This window comes from Nereida sp. NH-UV-3 (assembly GCF_042939535.1).
GTDB lineage: Bacteria > Pseudomonadota > Alphaproteobacteria > Rhodobacterales > Rhodobacteraceae > Nereida > Nereida ignava.
This window is the reverse complement of record NZ_CP132157.1, coordinates 1,602,714-1,618,740: the sequence shown is the minus strand read 5'-3', so window position 1 is coordinate 1,618,740 and position 16,027 is coordinate 1,602,714. Positions and strand designations below refer to the sequence as shown.

Annotated in this window: 13 protein-coding genes; 9 read left to right on the top strand and 4 right to left on the bottom strand. The window is 51.6% G+C overall.

Annotated features, from left to right (window positions below; all coding sequences use genetic code 11):
- Positions 1–32: 32 nt before the first annotated feature.
- Genes rho through NeNHUV3_RS07960 form a run of 6 tightly spaced genes read left to right on the top strand, consistent with a single transcriptional unit; the run spans position 33 to position 6,794 of the window.
- Positions 33–1,307, top strand: a complete 1,275-nt coding sequence (gene rho / locus NeNHUV3_RS07985) for a transcription termination factor Rho (protein ID WP_048598560.1) — start codon at positions 33–35, stop codon at positions 1,305–1,307.
- Between the two features lie 27 nt (positions 1,308–1,334).
- Positions 1,335–2,621 carry a tRNA uridine-5-carboxymethylaminomethyl(34) synthesis GTPase MnmE gene (gene mnmE, locus NeNHUV3_RS07980; RefSeq protein WP_391480800.1) on the top strand — a complete coding sequence of 429 codons (1,287 nt, stop codon included), beginning with the start codon at positions 1,335–1,337 and terminating at the stop codon, positions 2,619–2,621.
- Between the two features lie 3 nt (positions 2,622–2,624).
- A complete protein-coding gene (gene mnmG / locus NeNHUV3_RS07975; protein ID WP_391480799.1) occupies positions 2,625–4,496 on the top strand; it encodes a tRNA uridine-5-carboxymethylaminomethyl(34) synthesis enzyme MnmG in 1,872 nt (623 codons plus the stop codon).
- Positions 4,496–5,089: a 16S rRNA (guanine(527)-N(7))-methyltransferase RsmG gene (rsmG, locus tag NeNHUV3_RS07970; protein ID WP_391480798.1), complete on the top strand. Its 594-nt coding sequence runs from the start codon at positions 4,496–4,498 to the stop codon at positions 5,087–5,089. Before mnmG ends, rsmG begins: the two co-directional genes overlap by 1 nt.
- On the top strand, positions 5,082–5,885 hold the full coding sequence (locus NeNHUV3_RS07965; RefSeq protein ID WP_391480797.1) for a ParA family protein: 804 nt from the start codon (positions 5,082–5,084) through the stop codon (positions 5,883–5,885). The genes rsmG and NeNHUV3_RS07965 overlap by 8 nt, the downstream gene beginning before the upstream one ends.
- 3 nt (positions 5,886–5,888) lie before the next feature.
- Positions 5,889–6,794, top strand: coding sequence for a ParB/RepB/Spo0J family partition protein (locus NeNHUV3_RS07960; RefSeq protein ID WP_391480796.1), 906 nt, complete (start codon positions 5,889–5,891; stop codon positions 6,792–6,794).
- Here NeNHUV3_RS07960 and hemW read toward each other — a convergent pair.
- Genes hemW through rph form a run of 3 tightly spaced genes read right to left on the bottom strand, consistent with a single transcriptional unit; the run spans position 6,791 to position 9,266 of the window.
- Entirely contained in the window at positions 6,791–7,951 is a 1,161-nt protein-coding gene (gene hemW, locus NeNHUV3_RS07955; protein ID WP_391480795.1) for a radical SAM family heme chaperone HemW, read from the bottom strand. The two genes, NeNHUV3_RS07960 and hemW, sit on opposite strands and share 4 nt — an antisense overlap.
- Positions 7,944–8,552, bottom strand: a complete 609-nt coding sequence (rdgB, locus tag NeNHUV3_RS07950; protein WP_391480794.1) for an RdgB/HAM1 family non-canonical purine NTP pyrophosphatase — start codon at positions 8,550–8,552, stop codon at positions 7,944–7,946. The genes hemW and rdgB overlap by 8 nt, the downstream gene beginning before the upstream one ends.
- Entirely contained in the window at positions 8,553–9,266 is a 714-nt protein-coding gene (rph, locus tag NeNHUV3_RS07945) for a ribonuclease PH (RefSeq protein ID WP_391483214.1), read from the bottom strand.
- A 96-nt stretch (positions 9,267–9,362) separates the two neighbouring features.
- On the opposite strand from rph, the gene hrcA reads away from it, so the two are divergent.
- Complete coding sequence (gene hrcA, locus NeNHUV3_RS07940) at positions 9,363–10,427, top strand: heat-inducible transcriptional repressor HrcA (RefSeq protein WP_391480792.1); 1,065 nt, start codon at positions 9,363–9,365, stop codon at positions 10,425–10,427.
- Between the two features lie 11 nt (positions 10,428–10,438).
- Positions 10,439–10,999, top strand: a complete 561-nt coding sequence (locus tag NeNHUV3_RS07935; protein ID WP_391480791.1) for a nucleotide exchange factor GrpE — start codon at positions 10,439–10,441, stop codon at positions 10,997–10,999.
- Here the strand turns inward: NeNHUV3_RS07935 and mutS are convergent.
- Complete coding sequence (mutS, locus tag NeNHUV3_RS07930; protein ID WP_391483212.1) at positions 10,986–13,640, bottom strand: DNA mismatch repair protein MutS; 2,655 nt, start codon at positions 13,638–13,640, stop codon at positions 10,986–10,988. The two genes, NeNHUV3_RS07935 and mutS, sit on opposite strands and share 14 nt — an antisense overlap.
- 130 nt (positions 13,641–13,770) lie before the next feature.
- Here mutS and NeNHUV3_RS07925 point away from each other — a divergent pair, with 130 nt between their 5' ends.
- Complete coding sequence (locus NeNHUV3_RS07925) at positions 13,771–16,026, top strand: NADP-dependent malic enzyme (RefSeq protein ID WP_391480789.1); 2,256 nt, start codon at positions 13,771–13,773, stop codon at positions 16,024–16,026.
- Position 16,027 lies beyond the last annotated feature (1 nt).

Here is a 16,027-nt window from a genome sequence, read left to right as displayed (position 1 = left end):
AATAATGCGTTCCAACGCATGACGGTGAAAGTATGACCCAAGAGCGTCTGTCATTGGCTGAGCTGAAAGCTCAAAGCCCAAAAAACCTCCTGTCTTTGGCTGAAGAGCTTGAGATCGAAAACGCATCGACGATGCGCAAAGGGGATATGATGTTCTCGATTCTGAAGGAGCGGGCGGAAGACGGCTGGGAAATCAGCGGTGACGGCGTCATGGAAGTGCTTCAGGACGGATTTGGTTTTCTTCGATCAACCGAGGCAAACTATCTGCCGGGTCCGGATGATATTTACGTCTCACCTGACATGATCCGCCAATATTCGCTGCGCACAGGTGATACGATTACAGGCGTCATGCGTGCCCCTGGTGATAACGAGCGTTACTTTGCACTAACAAGCATTCAACAAATCAATTTTGAAGAGCCCGAAAAAGCGCGCCACAAAGTTGCATTTGAAAACCTGACACCGCTCTACCCTGATGAGCGTCTGAAAATGGAACTCGAGGACCCAACAGCAAGCAAGGATCGCTCTGCGCGGATTATCGACTTGGTTGCGCCAATTGGTAAGGGCCAACGTTCGTTGATCGTGGCGCCTCCGCGCACGGGCAAAACGGTTCTGCTCCAAAACATCGCGACCAGCATCGAGAAAAACCACCCAGAATGCTATTTGATCGTCCTTTTGATTGATGAACGCCCAGAAGAAGTTACGGACATGCAGCGCTCCGTGAAGGGCGAGGTTGTATCCTCAACGTTTGATGAACCTGCAACGCGCCACGTTGCTGTGTCAGAAATGGTTATCGAAAAGGCGAAACGCCTTGTTGAGCATAAACGCGACGTTGTGATCCTTCTCGACTCGATCACTCGTCTTGGACGCGCGTTCAACACCGTTGTTCCTTCCTCTGGTAAAGTTTTGACCGGTGGTGTGGATGCCAACGCGCTTCAACGCCCTAAACGGTTCTTCGGTGCTGCGCGGAATATCGAAGAAGGTGGTTCTTTGACCATCATCTCAACGGCCTTGATTGATACTGGGTCGCGGATGGACGAAGTGATCTTTGAAGAATTCAAAGGCACAGGTAACTCTGAAATCGTGCTTGATCGTAAAGTCGCAGATAAACGCGTCTTCCCAGCGATGGATATTCTGAAATCAGGTACACGTAAGGAAGACCTGTTGATTGATAAAGTTGATCTGCAGAAAACCTACGTGCTGCGTCGTATCTTGAACCCAATGGGAACGACGGACGCCATCGAATTCTTACTGTCAAAACTTAAGCAAACAAAGAGTAACGCGGACTTCTTCGACTCAATGAACGGCTAACACCCGCTACAAAAAGGAGGCTGAATAATGGATATTATTTTCGCCTTTGCGACGGCTGTCGGCCGTGCGGGTGTCAGTGTGCTGCGGCTGTCGGGGCAGGGTGTCTTTGACGCCTTGAAGCCTGTGATGCCTAAAATCAATGCGGATCGGCGGACGCCTTATTTGGCGGATTTCCATAAAATAGGCGGTGAGATAATTGATACGCCGCTTGTTTTGGGTTTCGCCAAAGGAGCAAGCTTTACAGGCGAAGAAACCGTAGAGCTGCACCTTCATGGTAGCCCCGCCATTCAAAAAGAAGCAATTTTAATCCTTTCTCAGTTGTCAAATATGCGCATGGCTGAACCGGGTGAGTTTACTCGCCGTGCTTTGATCAACGGTCGAATGACGCTTGAAGAAGTTGAAGGGCTTGCTGATCTGATTGACGCAGAGACAGAAAGCCAAGCAACCCAAGCGCGTAAGCTTTTGAATGGACATCTGAAAACAGCAGTGGCCGATTGGCGTGCAAAGCTAATTCACGCTGGCGCGCTGCTTCAAGCGACAATTGATTTTGCCGACGAAGAAGTTCCCGTGGATGTATTCCCCGAGGTGTCCGAAATATTGCTGCCATTGCGTGCTGAGCTTGAGGCACAGGCCCGCGGCGTAGTTGTTTCTGAACGTGTAAGATCTGGGTTTGAGGTTGCCATCATTGGTCAACCAAACGCTGGAAAGTCTACATTTATCAATGCGTTAGCCAGACGTGATGTAGCTATCGTTACGGATGTAGCCGGTACCACGCGCGATGTGTTGGAGGTTGATCTTGACCTGCGGGGTCATTCAGTACGGATTCTTGATACGGCGGGCATTCGCGCCACTGACGATAGTGTAGAAAAAATTGGTGTTGAACGTGCTTTGGATCGCGCTGCCTCTGCTGACCTGCGCATTTGGCTCAAGACGCCTAATGATGATGTTGAGCCGGTCGATATGACGGCTGATGATTTGATCGTGACGGCTAAAGATGATGAAGGTGTGTATGATAATGGGTTGTCGGGAAAGACGGGCCACGGCATCGACCGCATCCTTAACCATATCGGAACGGTTTTAAGTGATCGCGTTTCAAGGGTAGGCGTCGCTACGTTAGAACGGCACGGGATTGCGATTACGAACGCCGTGGGCTATTTGGATACAGCGATTTTTGGCTTGGAAAATGGACAAGAAGTTGAGTTGGTCGCAGATGATTTACGCGCAGCAACACGACAACTTGATCAATTGATCGGTCACGTTGATGTTGAAGATGTACTGGATAAAGTGTTTTCGTCGTTCTGTCTTGGAAAGTAAGGAGTGTTTCACGTGAAACATTTTGACGTAATCGTAATCGGCGCAGGTCATGCAGGTACTGAAGCGGCGGCAACTTCTGCACGGTTAGGGGTTTCAACAGCGCTCATTACAATGACGGAGGCTGGCATCGGTGCAATGTCTTGCAATCCTGCAGTTGGTGGTTTGGGTAAGGGTCATCTTGTACGCGAAATAGATGCGCTTGATGGTATTCTTGGGCGTCTTTCGGATCAAGCTGGCATCCAATTCCGCTTGCTAAACCGTCGAAAAGGACCAGCAGTCCAAGGGCCACGTGCCCAAGTTGACCGGCTTCTTTATGGGGAGCTTATGAGGCATGAGTTACGGAATACACCAAACCTTGAAATCATAATAGGTGAAGTTGCTGACCTGAAGATGCAAGGCGATATCGTTAATGGTGTGGTTCTCGGTGATGGTTCCGAAATCACTGCTCAAAAGGTAGTTATGACAACCGGAACCTTCCTGAATGGGAAAGTGCACATCGGTGACGTTTCTTACAGCGCTGGCCGAATGGGAGAGAATGCTTCCACCAAGCTGGCTGATCGTATTTTGAATTTGGGGCTTCCTATTGGACGCCTAAAAACAGGCACACCTCCTCGAATTGCGAAGGGATCGATAAATTTTGAGGGGTTGGAAGTTCAGCCTGGGGATGACGTTCCTGCCTTTTTCTCGTTTCTGACAAAAGATGTTTCCGCTCAACAAGTTAGTTGCGCCATCACTCACACAAATGAACACACACACGACATAATTACGAAAAACCTCGATAAATCTGCGATGTACGGTGGACACATTGATGGTGTTGGACCGCGGTATTGTCCCTCTATTGAAGATAAAGTTGTTCGTTTTGCTGACAAAACATCTCACCAGATCTTCCTTGAGCCAGAAAGTCTGAGTAGTGACTGGATTTACCCAAACGGTATTTCGACGTCGTTGCCAGAAGACGTTCAGTATCAGTACATTAGGTCCATTAAGGGACTTGAGAGCGCAGAAATACATCAGCTAGGCTACGCTATCGAGTATGACTATGTAGATCCCAGGGCGCTTAAGCAGACGCTTGAATTGAAAAGCGTAAATAGCCTATATTTTGCGGGCCAGATTAATGGAACTACAGGATATGAAGAGGCCGCAGCACAGGGGCTAGTCGCAGGCCTAAATGCTGGCCTTAGTGTTTTGGATAGAGAGCCAGTAATTTTCAGCCGTCGGACGTCTTATATAGGCGTCATGATAGATGATCTAACGAGTAGAGGCGTTTTGGAACCCTATAGAATGTTTACATCTCGTGCGGAGTATCGTCTTTCGCTAAGGGCTGACAACGCAGACCAACGGCTCACAGAGTTTGGAAAAGAGCTTGGCCTGATTTCACAGGTCCGCTGGGCCTCTTATGATGAGAAAAAACACTCCATTAATGTTGGGATGGATATTCTGACTGCAAAGGTCTTTACGCCGAAACAAGTTGCGGAAACGGGCGTGAAAATCAACCAAGATGGAACCAAACGTACTTTGTTTGATCTTTTGTCGATGAACGGGTTTGATATGGAGTGTGCTGCAAAGTTGGAGGCAGGAGTAGAAAGTATTGATTCAGATATTCAGCTCCAGCTTTCTAACGACGCGATGTATGCACACTATATTGCTCGGCAAGACCGAGATGCAGAAGGCTTAAAAAGGGATGAACAGACCGCACTTGACGTTAACTTTGACTACTCGGCGGTTAGCGGTATTTCCAATGAGATGCAGAATAAGCTTTTGAAGGCAAAGCCAGAGACCATTGCAAAGGCAGCAAAGATTGACGGTATGACGCCCGCATGTCTATCGATCTTGATGGCTATTGCTAAAAGCAGTCAGCGAAAGTCGATTGCGTAATGGATGTTTCACGTGAAACATCAGAGCGGCTACAGGCGTATGAAGCGCTTATTCGTAAGTGGAATCCGAAGATCAATCTTGTCTCACCGACAACTTTGGAATCTTTGTCCGACCGCCACATCAACGATAGTTTGCAGATATGCAGTCATATCAGTGAAATTACGCAAACAGTAGCAGACCTCGGAAGTGGTGGCGGTCTACCTGGTATTGTGATCGCCATTTATCTTCTTCAGACCGCGCCCCAACGAACCACGGTTTTAGTGGAAAGCGATGCCCGAAAGTGTGCATTTCTTCGTACGTGTATTCGTGAACTTTCCTTAAATGCCCGGGTTGAAACGGCGCGGATAGAAACACTCGAACCGATTTCTGCGGATGTGATAACAGCCCGAGCTCTCGCAAGCCTTGATGTACTGTTTGATTGGGCTCATCCCCACGGGCACAGTGATACAGAATATTTGTTCTTAAAAGGGCGTACGGTTGAAGCGGAGCTTGCAGTTGTGCGGGATAAGTGGTCGTTTGAGTTAGATTTGGTCCCAAGCAAAACCGATCCCGAGGCGAAACTGGTAAAGATTAAGGCGTTGAAGCGTGCATAATATCGATCCTGCAAAGATTATTGCCGTTGCCAATCAAAAGGGGGGGGTTGGTAAAACGACAACCGCGATTAACCTCGCCGCAGGGCTGTCTGAACTGCACCTATCGGTTTTGCTGATCGATCTTGATCCACAAGGAAATGCGACAACGGGCCTCGGGGTGCAAAAAGAAGAAGCGACCCAGACGGTGTATGATCTTCTTGTTTCAAATGCGCCGATTGACGAGGTTATTGTTCCGACGGCTGTTGAAAACCTTGATATTGTCGCGTCGACGACTGATCTCAGTTCGGCCGATATAGAGCTTATTTCTAATGAAAAGCGTAGTTTTTTACTGCGGGACGTGCTGCGGTCAGTAGATATGACTGCACTTGGTTATGACTATGTCATTATTGATTGTCCGCCCTCGCTCAACTTGCTGACTGTTAACGCAATGGTCGCAGCACATAGCATTCTTGTGCCGCTACAAAGTGAGTTTTTCGCGCTTGAGGGATTATCTCAGCTGATGATTACCATCCGTGAAGTTCGTGAAGCAGCTAACCCCGCCTTGCGTATCGAGGGTGTCGTGATGACGATGCATGACCAGCGGAACAACTTGGCCCAGCAGGTCGAAAATGATGCCAGAGAAGTACTGAAAGATCTTGTTTTCAAAACGGTTATTCCGCGGAACGTACGTGTAAGTGAAGCGCCGTCTTATGCGCAATCTGTTCTAGAATATGACCCGCGTTCGAGCGGGAGTCAGGCGTATCGTGCGCTGACCAAGGAATTTTTGCGCCGGCAGCGCGCTCAAGAAGGAGTTTAGATCATGAGTAAGTCACCAAACAAAGGTCGCGGGTTGGGCCGTGGGTTGTCTGCTTTGATGGCTGATGTTCCTACGCAATCAGAAACGCCGTCGGAGGATGTGGTGAAAAGCACCACGTTAGTGTCAATTGATCTAATTTTTCCGAACCCTGACCAGCCGCGGAAATCGTTTGATGAGAGTGATTTGGATGAGTTGGCAAGTTCGCTTCGGGAAAAGGGAATTATTCAGCCGCTGATCGTCCGTCCGGATACGACAGGGCAGAAAGGTGCTTATCAGATTGTTGCGGGTGAGCGGCGTTGGCGCGCTGCTGCGAGAGCGCAAATCCATGAAGTGCCCGTAATCGTTCGGGACTTCAACGATACTGAAGTACTCGAGTTGGGTATCATCGAGAATATTCAGCGCGCTGATCTGAACGCGGTTGAGGAGGCCTTAGCCTACAACCAATTGATCCAAAGACATGGACATACACAAGATGCAGTTGCTAAGGCGATGGGGAAAAGCCGGTCGCACATTACTAACTTGCTGCGCTTATTGACCCTTCCTGACGATGTGCAAGACAAAGTGGTAACGGGTGCGTTGAGTATGGGTCACGCACGCGCAATGATTAGCGCGGATAATCCAAGTAAGATTGCACAGACTGTTATCGCAAAGGGTTTGTCAGTTCGACAGACCGAAGAGCTGGTTAAAAACGGCTCTAACTCGGGCAAATCAGGTGGTTCGAGTGGTGGGCGCAGCGGTGGCTCTAATGATAAAGACGCTGATACGCGCGCGCTTGAAGGCGAATTGTCGGCCCAGTTGCGGATGGGCGTTTCAATTTCCCACAATCCCGGCAACGATGGTGGCCAAATCGTGATTAAATACAAAGACTTAGAGCAACTAGATGACCTTTGCAGATTGCTTGCGGGTTAATCGGTAAGCAATTCGCGCAAGATGCCGTTAATCAGTGGTCGTCCCTTGGGGGTGACTGCTAAGTTGTCGTCATTTGCAGCGATCAAACCGAGTTCTGCTAGGTGGGCAATTGCTGTTTCTGGCAGTGTTAGACCCGATATTTCGCTATAGCGAGTTGGCGAAACGCCTTCTGCCAATCGCAGGCCCATCAGTAGAAATTCTGTTCCTTGCTCTTCGCGTGATAGCGGGGCGGTCGTGGTTTCGCCTGTTGCGTTTTGTTCGACTGATTTGAGCCAATTTAGGGGACTTAATTCCGTTTCTGTCGCGTGGCGGGTTCCGTTAAGAGTTACCCTTCCATGCGCGCCAGGGCCGATACCGATGTAATCGCCGTAGCGCCAATAGATCAGGTTGTGGGCGCTTTCATGGTCCGGTTTAGCGTAATTAGACACTTCATATGACATATATCCTGCATTTGCAGCGATTTCCTGCGTTGCAAAATACATGTCTGCTTCGGTGTCTTCGGTCGGCAGTCCCTTTAGCAGGCCTTTTTCATAACGATCACCAAAGGCTGTATTGGGCTCAATCGTTAGTTGGTACATTGAAAGGTGGCCAGCAGCGATCGTGAGTGCCTCTTTCAGTTCAGATTGCCAATCGGCAAGTGTTTGATTTTGGCGGCTGTAGATGAGATCAAAGCTGCACTTTTCAAAGGTTTTTGACGCAAGTTCAAAGGCTTGGATGCCTTCGCGAACTGTATGAAGGCGGCCGAGGCGTTTGAGATCATCATCGTTGAGGCTTTGAATGCCAACTGAAATACGGTTCACACCTGCATCTTTGTAGCCGACAAAACGGCCTGCTTCGACGGACGTCGGGTTCGCCTCCATCGTGATTTCGATCGTATTTGCGCATGACCAATTGGCGCGCACGGCTGTGATGATCTGTTCAATGGCGGAAACGGACATCAAACTGGGGGTGCCGCCGCCAAAGAAGACTGAATTCAGCACCCGCCCTTTGGTGAGTGAAGCTGTACGTTCAATTTCCGCAATGTAGGCTCTAACCCAGCGGTTTTCGTCTATTCTATCCGCAACGTACGAGTTGAAATCACAGTACGGACATTTTGCGCTGCAAAAGGGCCAGTGAATGTACAGGCCGAACCCGCCATTTTGCCAGTCTTCAGTCAAGGCAGCCTGCGATCAGTTTTGCGAATGCATCGGCGCGGTGTGACATGGCGTGTTTTTGCGCGGGATCCATTTCGCCGAATGTTTCTGAATGACCAAGGGGTTGGAACATGGGGTCAAAGCCAAACCCGTGTTCACCACGCATTGGCCAGACGACTTCGCCTTTGACTATGCCGTCAAAGATTTCGTCGTGTCCGTCGGGCCAAGCGATGCAGAGCGTGCAGTTAAAGGCGGCGAGGCGCGGGTAGTCGGCGTCGCGTTCTTCAAGTGCGTTCCAGACTTTGCTCATGGCGAGGGGGAAGTCGCGGCCTTTTGGCGTTTCGGCCCAGTCTGCGGTGTAGACGCCCGGTGCGCCGTCAAGGCCGTCAACTGTAATGCCGCTGTCATCTGAAAGCGCCGGAAGGCCTGCATTTTTGGCGGCATAATGCGCTTTGATGCGGGCGTTTCCGTGGAAAGTGCTTTCCGTTTCTTCTGGCTCATCAAGCCCAAGCTCGCCCGCCGAGACCACTTCGATACCAAAAGGTTTCAGCAGTTCAGAGATTTCGCGCAGTTTTCCTGCGTTATGGCTGGCGAGGACGATCTTGGGTTCGGTGAGTTTGCGCATTTATGCACCTACCGCCGCTAGTTGTGCTTTGGTTAGCTCAGCGCTTCCTTTGATCGCAAGGTCAAGAAGTTGATCCATTTGTGTGCGGCTGAAGATAGAGCCCTCAGCGGACATCTGGATTTCGATCAGACCAGCGTCGCCAGTCATGACAAAGTTACCGTCCACACCTGCTTCGCTGTCTTCGGGGTAGTCCAGATCAAGAACGGGCTGGCCCGCGTAGATGCCACAGCTTACCGCAGAAACGGCGCTGATCAGCGGGTTTGTTTTGATGTCGCCTGCTTTCATCAGTTTTTGGACGGCCAAGGAAAGTGCAACCCAACCACCCGTAATTGAGGCACAGCGCGTGCCACCGTCCGCTTGGATAACGTCGCAGTCCACTGTGATTTGACGCTCGCCCATAGCGACGCGGTCAACACCGGCGCGGAGGCTGCGGCCGATTAGGCGTTGAATTTCTTGGGTGCGTCCGGATTGTCCATTCTTGGCTTCACGGCGCATACGTGTGTGTGTTGCACGGGGCAGCATACCATATTCTGCAGTAACCCAGCCGAGGCCAGATCCTTTGATGAAGGGGGGGACGCGCTCGTCAACAGATGCGGTGCACAGCACGTGGGTATCGCCGACTTTGATCAGGCAGCTGCCTTCCGCGTGGCGGGTCACGTTGGTTTCGATCTCAATAGACCGCATTTCATCAAGTGCACGGTTGGAGGGGCGCATCATATCATCCTTTGTTTTTCTGGAGATTGGATCACATGGTGGCAAACTGAACGCAACCCCTTGCAACATTGGGTGGGGGGGATCAAATTACCGTCTATGACAGAGATCGAGAGCCCCTTTGACAATATGAATGACCGGTCGCGCGAAGTGTTTCGCCGCGTTGTGCAGTCGTATCTTGAGAGCGGCGATCCTGTTGGGTCGCGGACGCTGACGCGGGAAATGTCGGAAAAGGTAAGTGCGGCGACCATTCGTAATGTCATGCAAGACCTTGAGCATCTTGGTCTGTTGGATAGTCCGCATATTTCTGCGGGTCGTGTGCCCACGCAAATTGGTTTGCGGATGTTTGTGGATGGTTTACTTGAGGTCCGTGATCTTGATGCCGTGGACCGTGACCATTTGAAGAATACGATGTCGTCTAATTCTGATGGCGTGCCTGCACTGATGGACCGCGTTGGTGGGGCGCTTTCGGGTCTAACGCAGGGCGCATCGCTGGTTTTGACGCCAAAAACGGAAGCGCCGATCAAGCATATTGAGTTTGTCTCACTTGGTCCTGATCGGGCTTTGGTGGTGCTTGTGTTTGCGGATGGTCAGGTGGAAAATCGCGTGTTCACACCGCCGATGGGCCAGACGCCTTCTTCGATGAGAGAAGCTGCCAACTTTCTAAATGCCGTTGCCGAAGGCAGGACAGTTTCAGAGTTGCAGCGCGTCGTCAGCGGTGAGATTTCAAAGCGCCGCCAAGAGATTGATACGCTGGCCAAGGATATGGTCGAAAGCGGGCTGGCGCTTTGGGAGAATGAAGGCACCGCAAGCGAGCGTCTTATTGTGCGCGGGCGGTCCAATTTGATTAACGAAGGTGGTGATCCTGCAGAGTTGGATCGCATCAAAACGCTGTTTGATGATCTTGAACGCAAGCGTGATATTGCCGAGTTTCTAGAGTTGACCGACGAAGGCGAAGGCGTGCGTATTTTTATTGGCTCTGAGAACAAGCTTTTTTCACTTTCGGGTTCCTCTTTGGTGGTTTCTCCTTATATGAACGCTGACCGAAAGATTATTGGTGCTGTGGGGGTCATTGGCCCGACGCGATTGAACTACGGACGTATTGTCCCGATCGTTGATTACACTGCCCAATTAATCGGGAAACTGATGGCCGACCGCGGATAAAGGGTAAAGATATGGCAGAACAGGAACCAACGAACTTCCTCGATGATTTGGCAGAAGCTGAGGCGGAGCTGGATCAAGAGGCGGATGTCGATTTCTCTGACGAAGAGTTGGAGCGTGATGCGTTGAAGGCTGAGCGTGATGACTATCGCGATCGCTTCATGCGTGCGCTGGCTGATGCTGAAAATGCGCGCAAGCGTTCGGATCGTGATCGCCGCGAGGCTGAGAATTACGGCGGTTCAAAACTGTCGCGGGACATGTTGCCAGTTTATGACAACATGAAGCGCGCGTTGGAAACCGTGACTGACGAACAGCGCGAGGCGAACAAAGCGCTGCTTGAGGGTATTGAGCTGACGATGCGTGAGTTGATCAGCGTCTTTGGCAAGCACGGTATCGTTGTGATTTCACCTGAAGTCGGGGACCGGTTTGATCCGCAAAACCATGAGGCGATGTTTGAAGCGCCTGTGCCGGGCACCAAAGCCGGTGACATCATTCAGGTAATGGCCGAGGGCTTTATGCTGCACGATCGTTTGTTGCGCCCCGCGCAAGTTGGCGTTTCTTCTACGCCGGCTTAGTCAACGCTTTGAGTTGGTAAAGGGCGTCAAGCGCGTCCCGTGGTGACATCTCATCTGGTAACATTTCAGCCAACGCGGCTTCAACTGCGTTGGCTTTTTCTTTTGTAGGCGCTGGGCTGGCAGGTGTTGCAGAGAAAAGAGGCAGGTCATCAACGATAGCCTTTTGGCCCGCTGTTCCTTCGCGCTCACCTTTTTCAAGTGCCTCTAAAACTGATTGTGCGCGGGCGATGACCATTGGCGGCAGCCCTGCGAGTTTTGCGACCTGCACGCCGTAAGACCTGTCTGCTGCGCCTTTTCGGACTTCGTGTAAAAAGATGACATCGCCGTCATGTTCGCGCACAGCAACCGTCGCATTGCTGACGCCGTCCATCTTGCCTGCAAGTTGCGTCATTTCATGGTAGTGGGTCGCAAATAATGCGCGGCATTTGTTTTGGTCGTGCAGATATTCCAGCGTTGACCACGCAATTGATAGGCCGTCATAAGTTGCTGTGCCGCGACCGATCTCGTCCAAAATAACCAAGGCGCGGTCATCAGCTTGGTTCAAAATGGCGGCCGTTTCGACCATCTCAACCATGAACGTTGAGCGGCCGCGCGCCAGATCATCCGAGGCACCTACACGGCTGAAAAGTTGTGAAACGGCACCGATATGCGCGCGGGCAGCGGGTACGAACGACCCCATTTGTGCCATCAACGCAATCAGCGCGTTTTGGCGCAGGAATGTAGATTTACCCGCCATGTTTGGGCCCGTTAGCAACCAAACGGCAGCGTTATTTTCAGATTTGGTCAGTGTGCAATCATTGGCCACGAACGCGGCGTTTTGCGCCTTGAGCGACCTTTCAACAACCGGGTGGCGGCCCTGTTCAATTTCAAATGCGCCAGTGGTGTCAACGGTGGGTCGGGTCCAGCCTTCACCGCTGGCAATATCGGCTAGCGCAGCAAACACATCTAGTTCTGCAAGTGCAGCTGATGTGGTGGCAACTGTCGCTGCGGTTTCTAAAATCGCGGTAGTTAGGCTGGAATAGACCCGCTTTTCGATTTCAAGCGCACGACCGCCTGCATTCAGGATGCGCGTTTCGAGATCAGACAGTTCCACGGTGGTAAAGCGCACTGCGTTTGCTGTGGTTTGGCGGTGGATGAAAGTTTCAGACCAAGGCGCAGACAGCATTTTTTCAGCGTGAAGAGCGGTGGTTTCAATGAAATAACCCAAGACATTGTTGTGCTTGATTTTGAGCGATGAGATGCCCGTTTGCTCAGCAAAATCGGCTTGCATTGAGGCGATCACGCTTCGGCCCTCATTGCTAAGCTTGCGAGTCTCATCCAGCTCAGCATCATATCCTTCTGTGATGAATCCGCCATCGCGCGCCAAGAGTGGTGGCTCAGCGATCAGTGCGTCATCCAGAAGTGCGACCAGTTCGCCGTGGCCGCTAAGTGCTGTGCGTGCGGCGTCGATATCAGTGGGCAGGCCAGTTTGAGGCAGGTTTGCGAAAAGATCTTCTGCTTGTTGAAGTCCGTTACGAATAGCAGCAAGGTCACGTGGTCCAGACCGGTCCAGAGAGATGCGAGATAGGGCGCGCTCAATATCAGGGCATTTGCGTAGCGCTTCTCGGACGGTGTCACGTAACAATGGATCAGATAGAAAATGCGCAACGGCATCCAAGCGGTCATTGATCAGGGTAACATCACGGGAAGGGGCGTTGATGCGCCGCTCTAGCAAACGCCCGCCTGCCGACGTTACGGTGCGGTCGATGGTTTGCAACAATGTGCCATCACGCCCGCCGTTCATGCTGGTCGTGATTTCAAGGTTTCGGCGGGTGGCGGCATCAATCTGAACCAAGCCCCCTTCGTCTTCCCGAATGGGCCGTTGCAGCAGGGGCATGTTCCCTTTCTGCGTGATGTCGAGATAATCAATAATGGCGCCAAGTGCGCCAAGCTCCGCGCGATTGAAGGTGCCGAAAGCGTCCAAAGATGCGACCTCAAACGCCTCCATTAGCCGCTCTTTACCCCGTGTGCTGTCGAAACTTGATGCACCAAGAACAGTGAGCGCACCGCCAATATCAGACACTATTTCCGCACAATCGCGTTCAATTGCATCGGCGATGAGCACTTCTTTAGGCAGCAATCGCGCCAATTCAGGGGATAAGCGTGAACGTTTGCATGACAAAACGCGCACTTCGCCTGTTGAGATATCGACCCACGCAATTGCACCGTCCGATCGAACTTCGTTATAGGCGCAGAGAAAGTTGTTACGCCGTGCTTCTAGCAGGCTGTCTTCGGTCAATGTGCCGGGTGTGACTAGCCGCACGACACCACGCTTGACGACAGATTTATGGCCGCGCTTTTTCGCCTCGGCCGGGCTTTCAAGCTGTTCGCCCACGGCAACGCGAAACCCCTTGCGTATAAGTGTCAGCAGATATCCTTCGGCTGCATGAAACGGTACACCGCACATCTGGATATCTTCACCGTTGTGTTTGCCGCGCTTGGTAAGTGCGATGTCCAAAGCAGAGGCCGCTTGAACCGCATCATCAAAGAACAACTCGTAAAAATCGCCCATGCGATAGAACAATAGCGCATCAGGGTATTCTTCTTTGATGCCAAGATATTGGGCCATCATCGGTGTGGTTGTGTGCGCAGACGCCGCCATCGGATCCCCCAAGGTCAAACGGTGTTTGTGAAAACTAACCGCAGGGCGAAGTCGCCGAAACCCCAAAACCGTTGTTTGTGTCAATCCAGAGCGCTATCACTTCTGTAATCAAAACAAAGGCCTAAAAACGATGTCCAACACCAAAGTCACCGACGCCGAAGCTTTAGCGTTTCATTTACAGCCAACTCCAGGCAAATTTGAGATTTCCGCGACTGTTCCAATGACCACCCAGCGGGACCTGTCGTTGGCGTATTCACCTGGTGTTGCTGTGCCTGTTCAGGCTATCGCGGACTCGCCTGAGGCTGCGTATGATTATACGACCAAGGGCAATTTGGTGGCGGTCATTTCCAATGGGTCAGCGATTTTGGGCCTTGGGAATTTGGGCGCGTTAGCAAGTAAGCCCGTGATGGAAGGTAAAGCGGTACTGTTTAAGCGGTTTGCGGATGTAAACAGCGTCGACATCGAGCTTGATACCCAAGACGTGGATGCATTCGTGAATGCTGTGAAGCTGATGGGTCCTACGTTCGGCGGTGTGAACCTTGAAGACATCAAAGCACCCGAGTGTTTCATCATTGAGCAGCGTCTGAAGGAAGAGATGGATATCCCTGTCTTTCACGACGACCAACACGGGACAGCGGTGATTTGCGCAGCGGGTCTAATTAATGCGCTGTATTTATCGGGTAAGAAGATTGAGGACGTAAAAATCGTCCTGAACGGAGCGGGTGCTGCTGGCATCGCGTGTCTTGAGTTGATCAAGGCGATGGGCGCTAAGCACGACAACTGCATTATGTGCGACACAAAGGGTGTTATTTACCAAGGCCGCACCGAAGGCATGAACCAATGGAAATCTGCACACGCCGCGCGCACTGATGCGCGCAGCCTTGAGGATGCGATGGTTGGTTGTGATGTGTTCTTGGGTGTTTCTGCAAAAGGTGCTGTTACACCGCAGATGGTTGCATCAATGGCGGATAACCCTGTTATTTTTGCGATGGCAAACCCTGATCCGGAAATCACGCCTGAAGAAGCGCATGAGGTGCGAGTTGATGCCATCGTTGCGACGGGGCGCAGTGACTACCCGAACCAAGTGAACAACGTGTTGGGCTTTCCATACTTGTTCCGCGGTGCGCTGGATATTCATGCCCGGGCGATTAATGATGAAATGAAGCTTGCCTGTGCGCGTGCGTTGGCGGAGTTGGCCCGCGAAGATGTGCCTGATGAGGTCGCAGTTGCATATGGTCGTAAGCTAACATTTGGCCGTGATTACATCATTCCAACACCGTTTGATCCACGCTTGATCCATGTGATCCCGCCTGCTGTCGCGAAGGCTGGTATGGATACCGGTGTAGCGCGCCGCCCGATTGTGGACATGGAGGCGTACACACTTAATCTGAAATCAAGAATGGACCCAACCGCGTCTATTTTGCGGGGCATTCACGCGCGGGCAAAACGTGCGCAAGCGCGGATGATTTTCGCCGAAGGAGATGATCCACGGGTGTTGCGTGCTGCTGTTCAGTATCAGCGGTCTGGCCTTGGCAAGGCGCTGGTCGTCGGACGTGAGGCTGATGTTAAGGACCTGTTGACTACAGCAGGGATGGGCGATGCCTACCGAGAGCTTGAGGTGGTGAACGCCAAAAACTCTCCGCATCTGCCGATGTATAAATCATTCTTGTATGAACGGCTGCAGCGCAAAGGGTTTGACCAATCTGATGTGCACCGCCTCGCTGCGCGTGACCGCCACGTGTTTTCTGCACTTATGCTTGCCCACGGTCACGGAGATGGACTTGTTTCCGGTGCCACACGAAAATCTGCCCATGTTCTGGATTTGATGAACCATGTGTTTGATCTGGGCCCTGGTGATGGCGCGGTGGGCATTACCGCTATTTTGCATAAAGGGCGGATTGTTTTGATCGGTGATACGGTTGTTCATGAGTGGCCAAACGAGGCTGACTTGGCCGACATCGCCATTAAAGGTGCGGGTGTTGCGCGGCAGCTTGGTTTGGTACCCCGCGTGGCGTTTGTCAGCTTTTCTACCTTTGGCTATCCGGTGTCAGAACGTGCTGAGAAGATGCATTTGGCGCCTATGTTGCTGGACAAAAAGGGCGTTGATTTCGAATTTGAGGGCGAGATGGCTGTTGACGTGGCGCTGAATGCGGAAGCGCAAAAAAGCTATCCGTTCTCACGGCTTACTGGACCTGCGAATGTGTTGGTGGTGCCTGCGCGTCACTCAGCGTCCATCAGCGTGAAGTTGATGCAAGAGATGGCGGGGGCTACTATTTTAGGGCCTATCCTGACGGGTGTTGATCACCCGATTCAGATTTGTTCGACGGTGTCATCTGAGACAGATATTTTGAACATGGCAATTATTGCCGCCTGCAATGTGGGGTGAT

Bases quoted from the DNA above. Each gene is read 5' to 3' on its own strand.
- rho (WP_048598560.1), top strand. From the start codon at position 33: ATGACCCAAGAGCGTCTGTCATTGGCTGAGCTGAAAGCTCAAAGCCCA.
- mnmE (WP_391480800.1), top strand. From the start codon at position 1,335: ATGGATATTATTTTCGCCTTTGCGACGGCTGTCGGCCGTGCGGGTGTC.
- rsmG (WP_391480798.1), top strand. From the start codon at position 4,496: ATGGATGTTTCACGTGAAACATCAGAGCGGCTACAGGCGTATGAAGCG.
- NeNHUV3_RS07960 (WP_391480796.1), top strand. From the start codon at position 5,889: ATGAGTAAGTCACCAAACAAAGGTCGCGGGTTGGGCCGTGGGTTGTCT.
- rdgB (WP_391480794.1), bottom strand. From the start codon at position 8,552: ATGCGCAAACTCACCGAACCCAAGATCGTCCTCGCCAGCCATAACGCA.
- rph (WP_391483214.1), bottom strand. From the start codon at position 9,266: ATGCGCCCCTCCAACCGTGCACTTGATGAAATGCGGTCTATTGAGATC.
- hrcA (WP_391480792.1), top strand. From the start codon at position 9,363: ATGACAGAGATCGAGAGCCCCTTTGACAATATGAATGACCGGTCGCGC.
- NeNHUV3_RS07935 (WP_391480791.1), top strand. From the start codon at position 10,439: ATGGCAGAACAGGAACCAACGAACTTCCTCGATGATTTGGCAGAAGCT.
- mutS (WP_391483212.1), bottom strand. From the start codon at position 13,640: ATGGCGGCGTCTGCGCACACAACCACACCGATGATGGCCCAATATCTT.
- NeNHUV3_RS07925 (WP_391480789.1), top strand. From the start codon at position 13,771: ATGTCCAACACCAAAGTCACCGACGCCGAAGCTTTAGCGTTTCATTTA.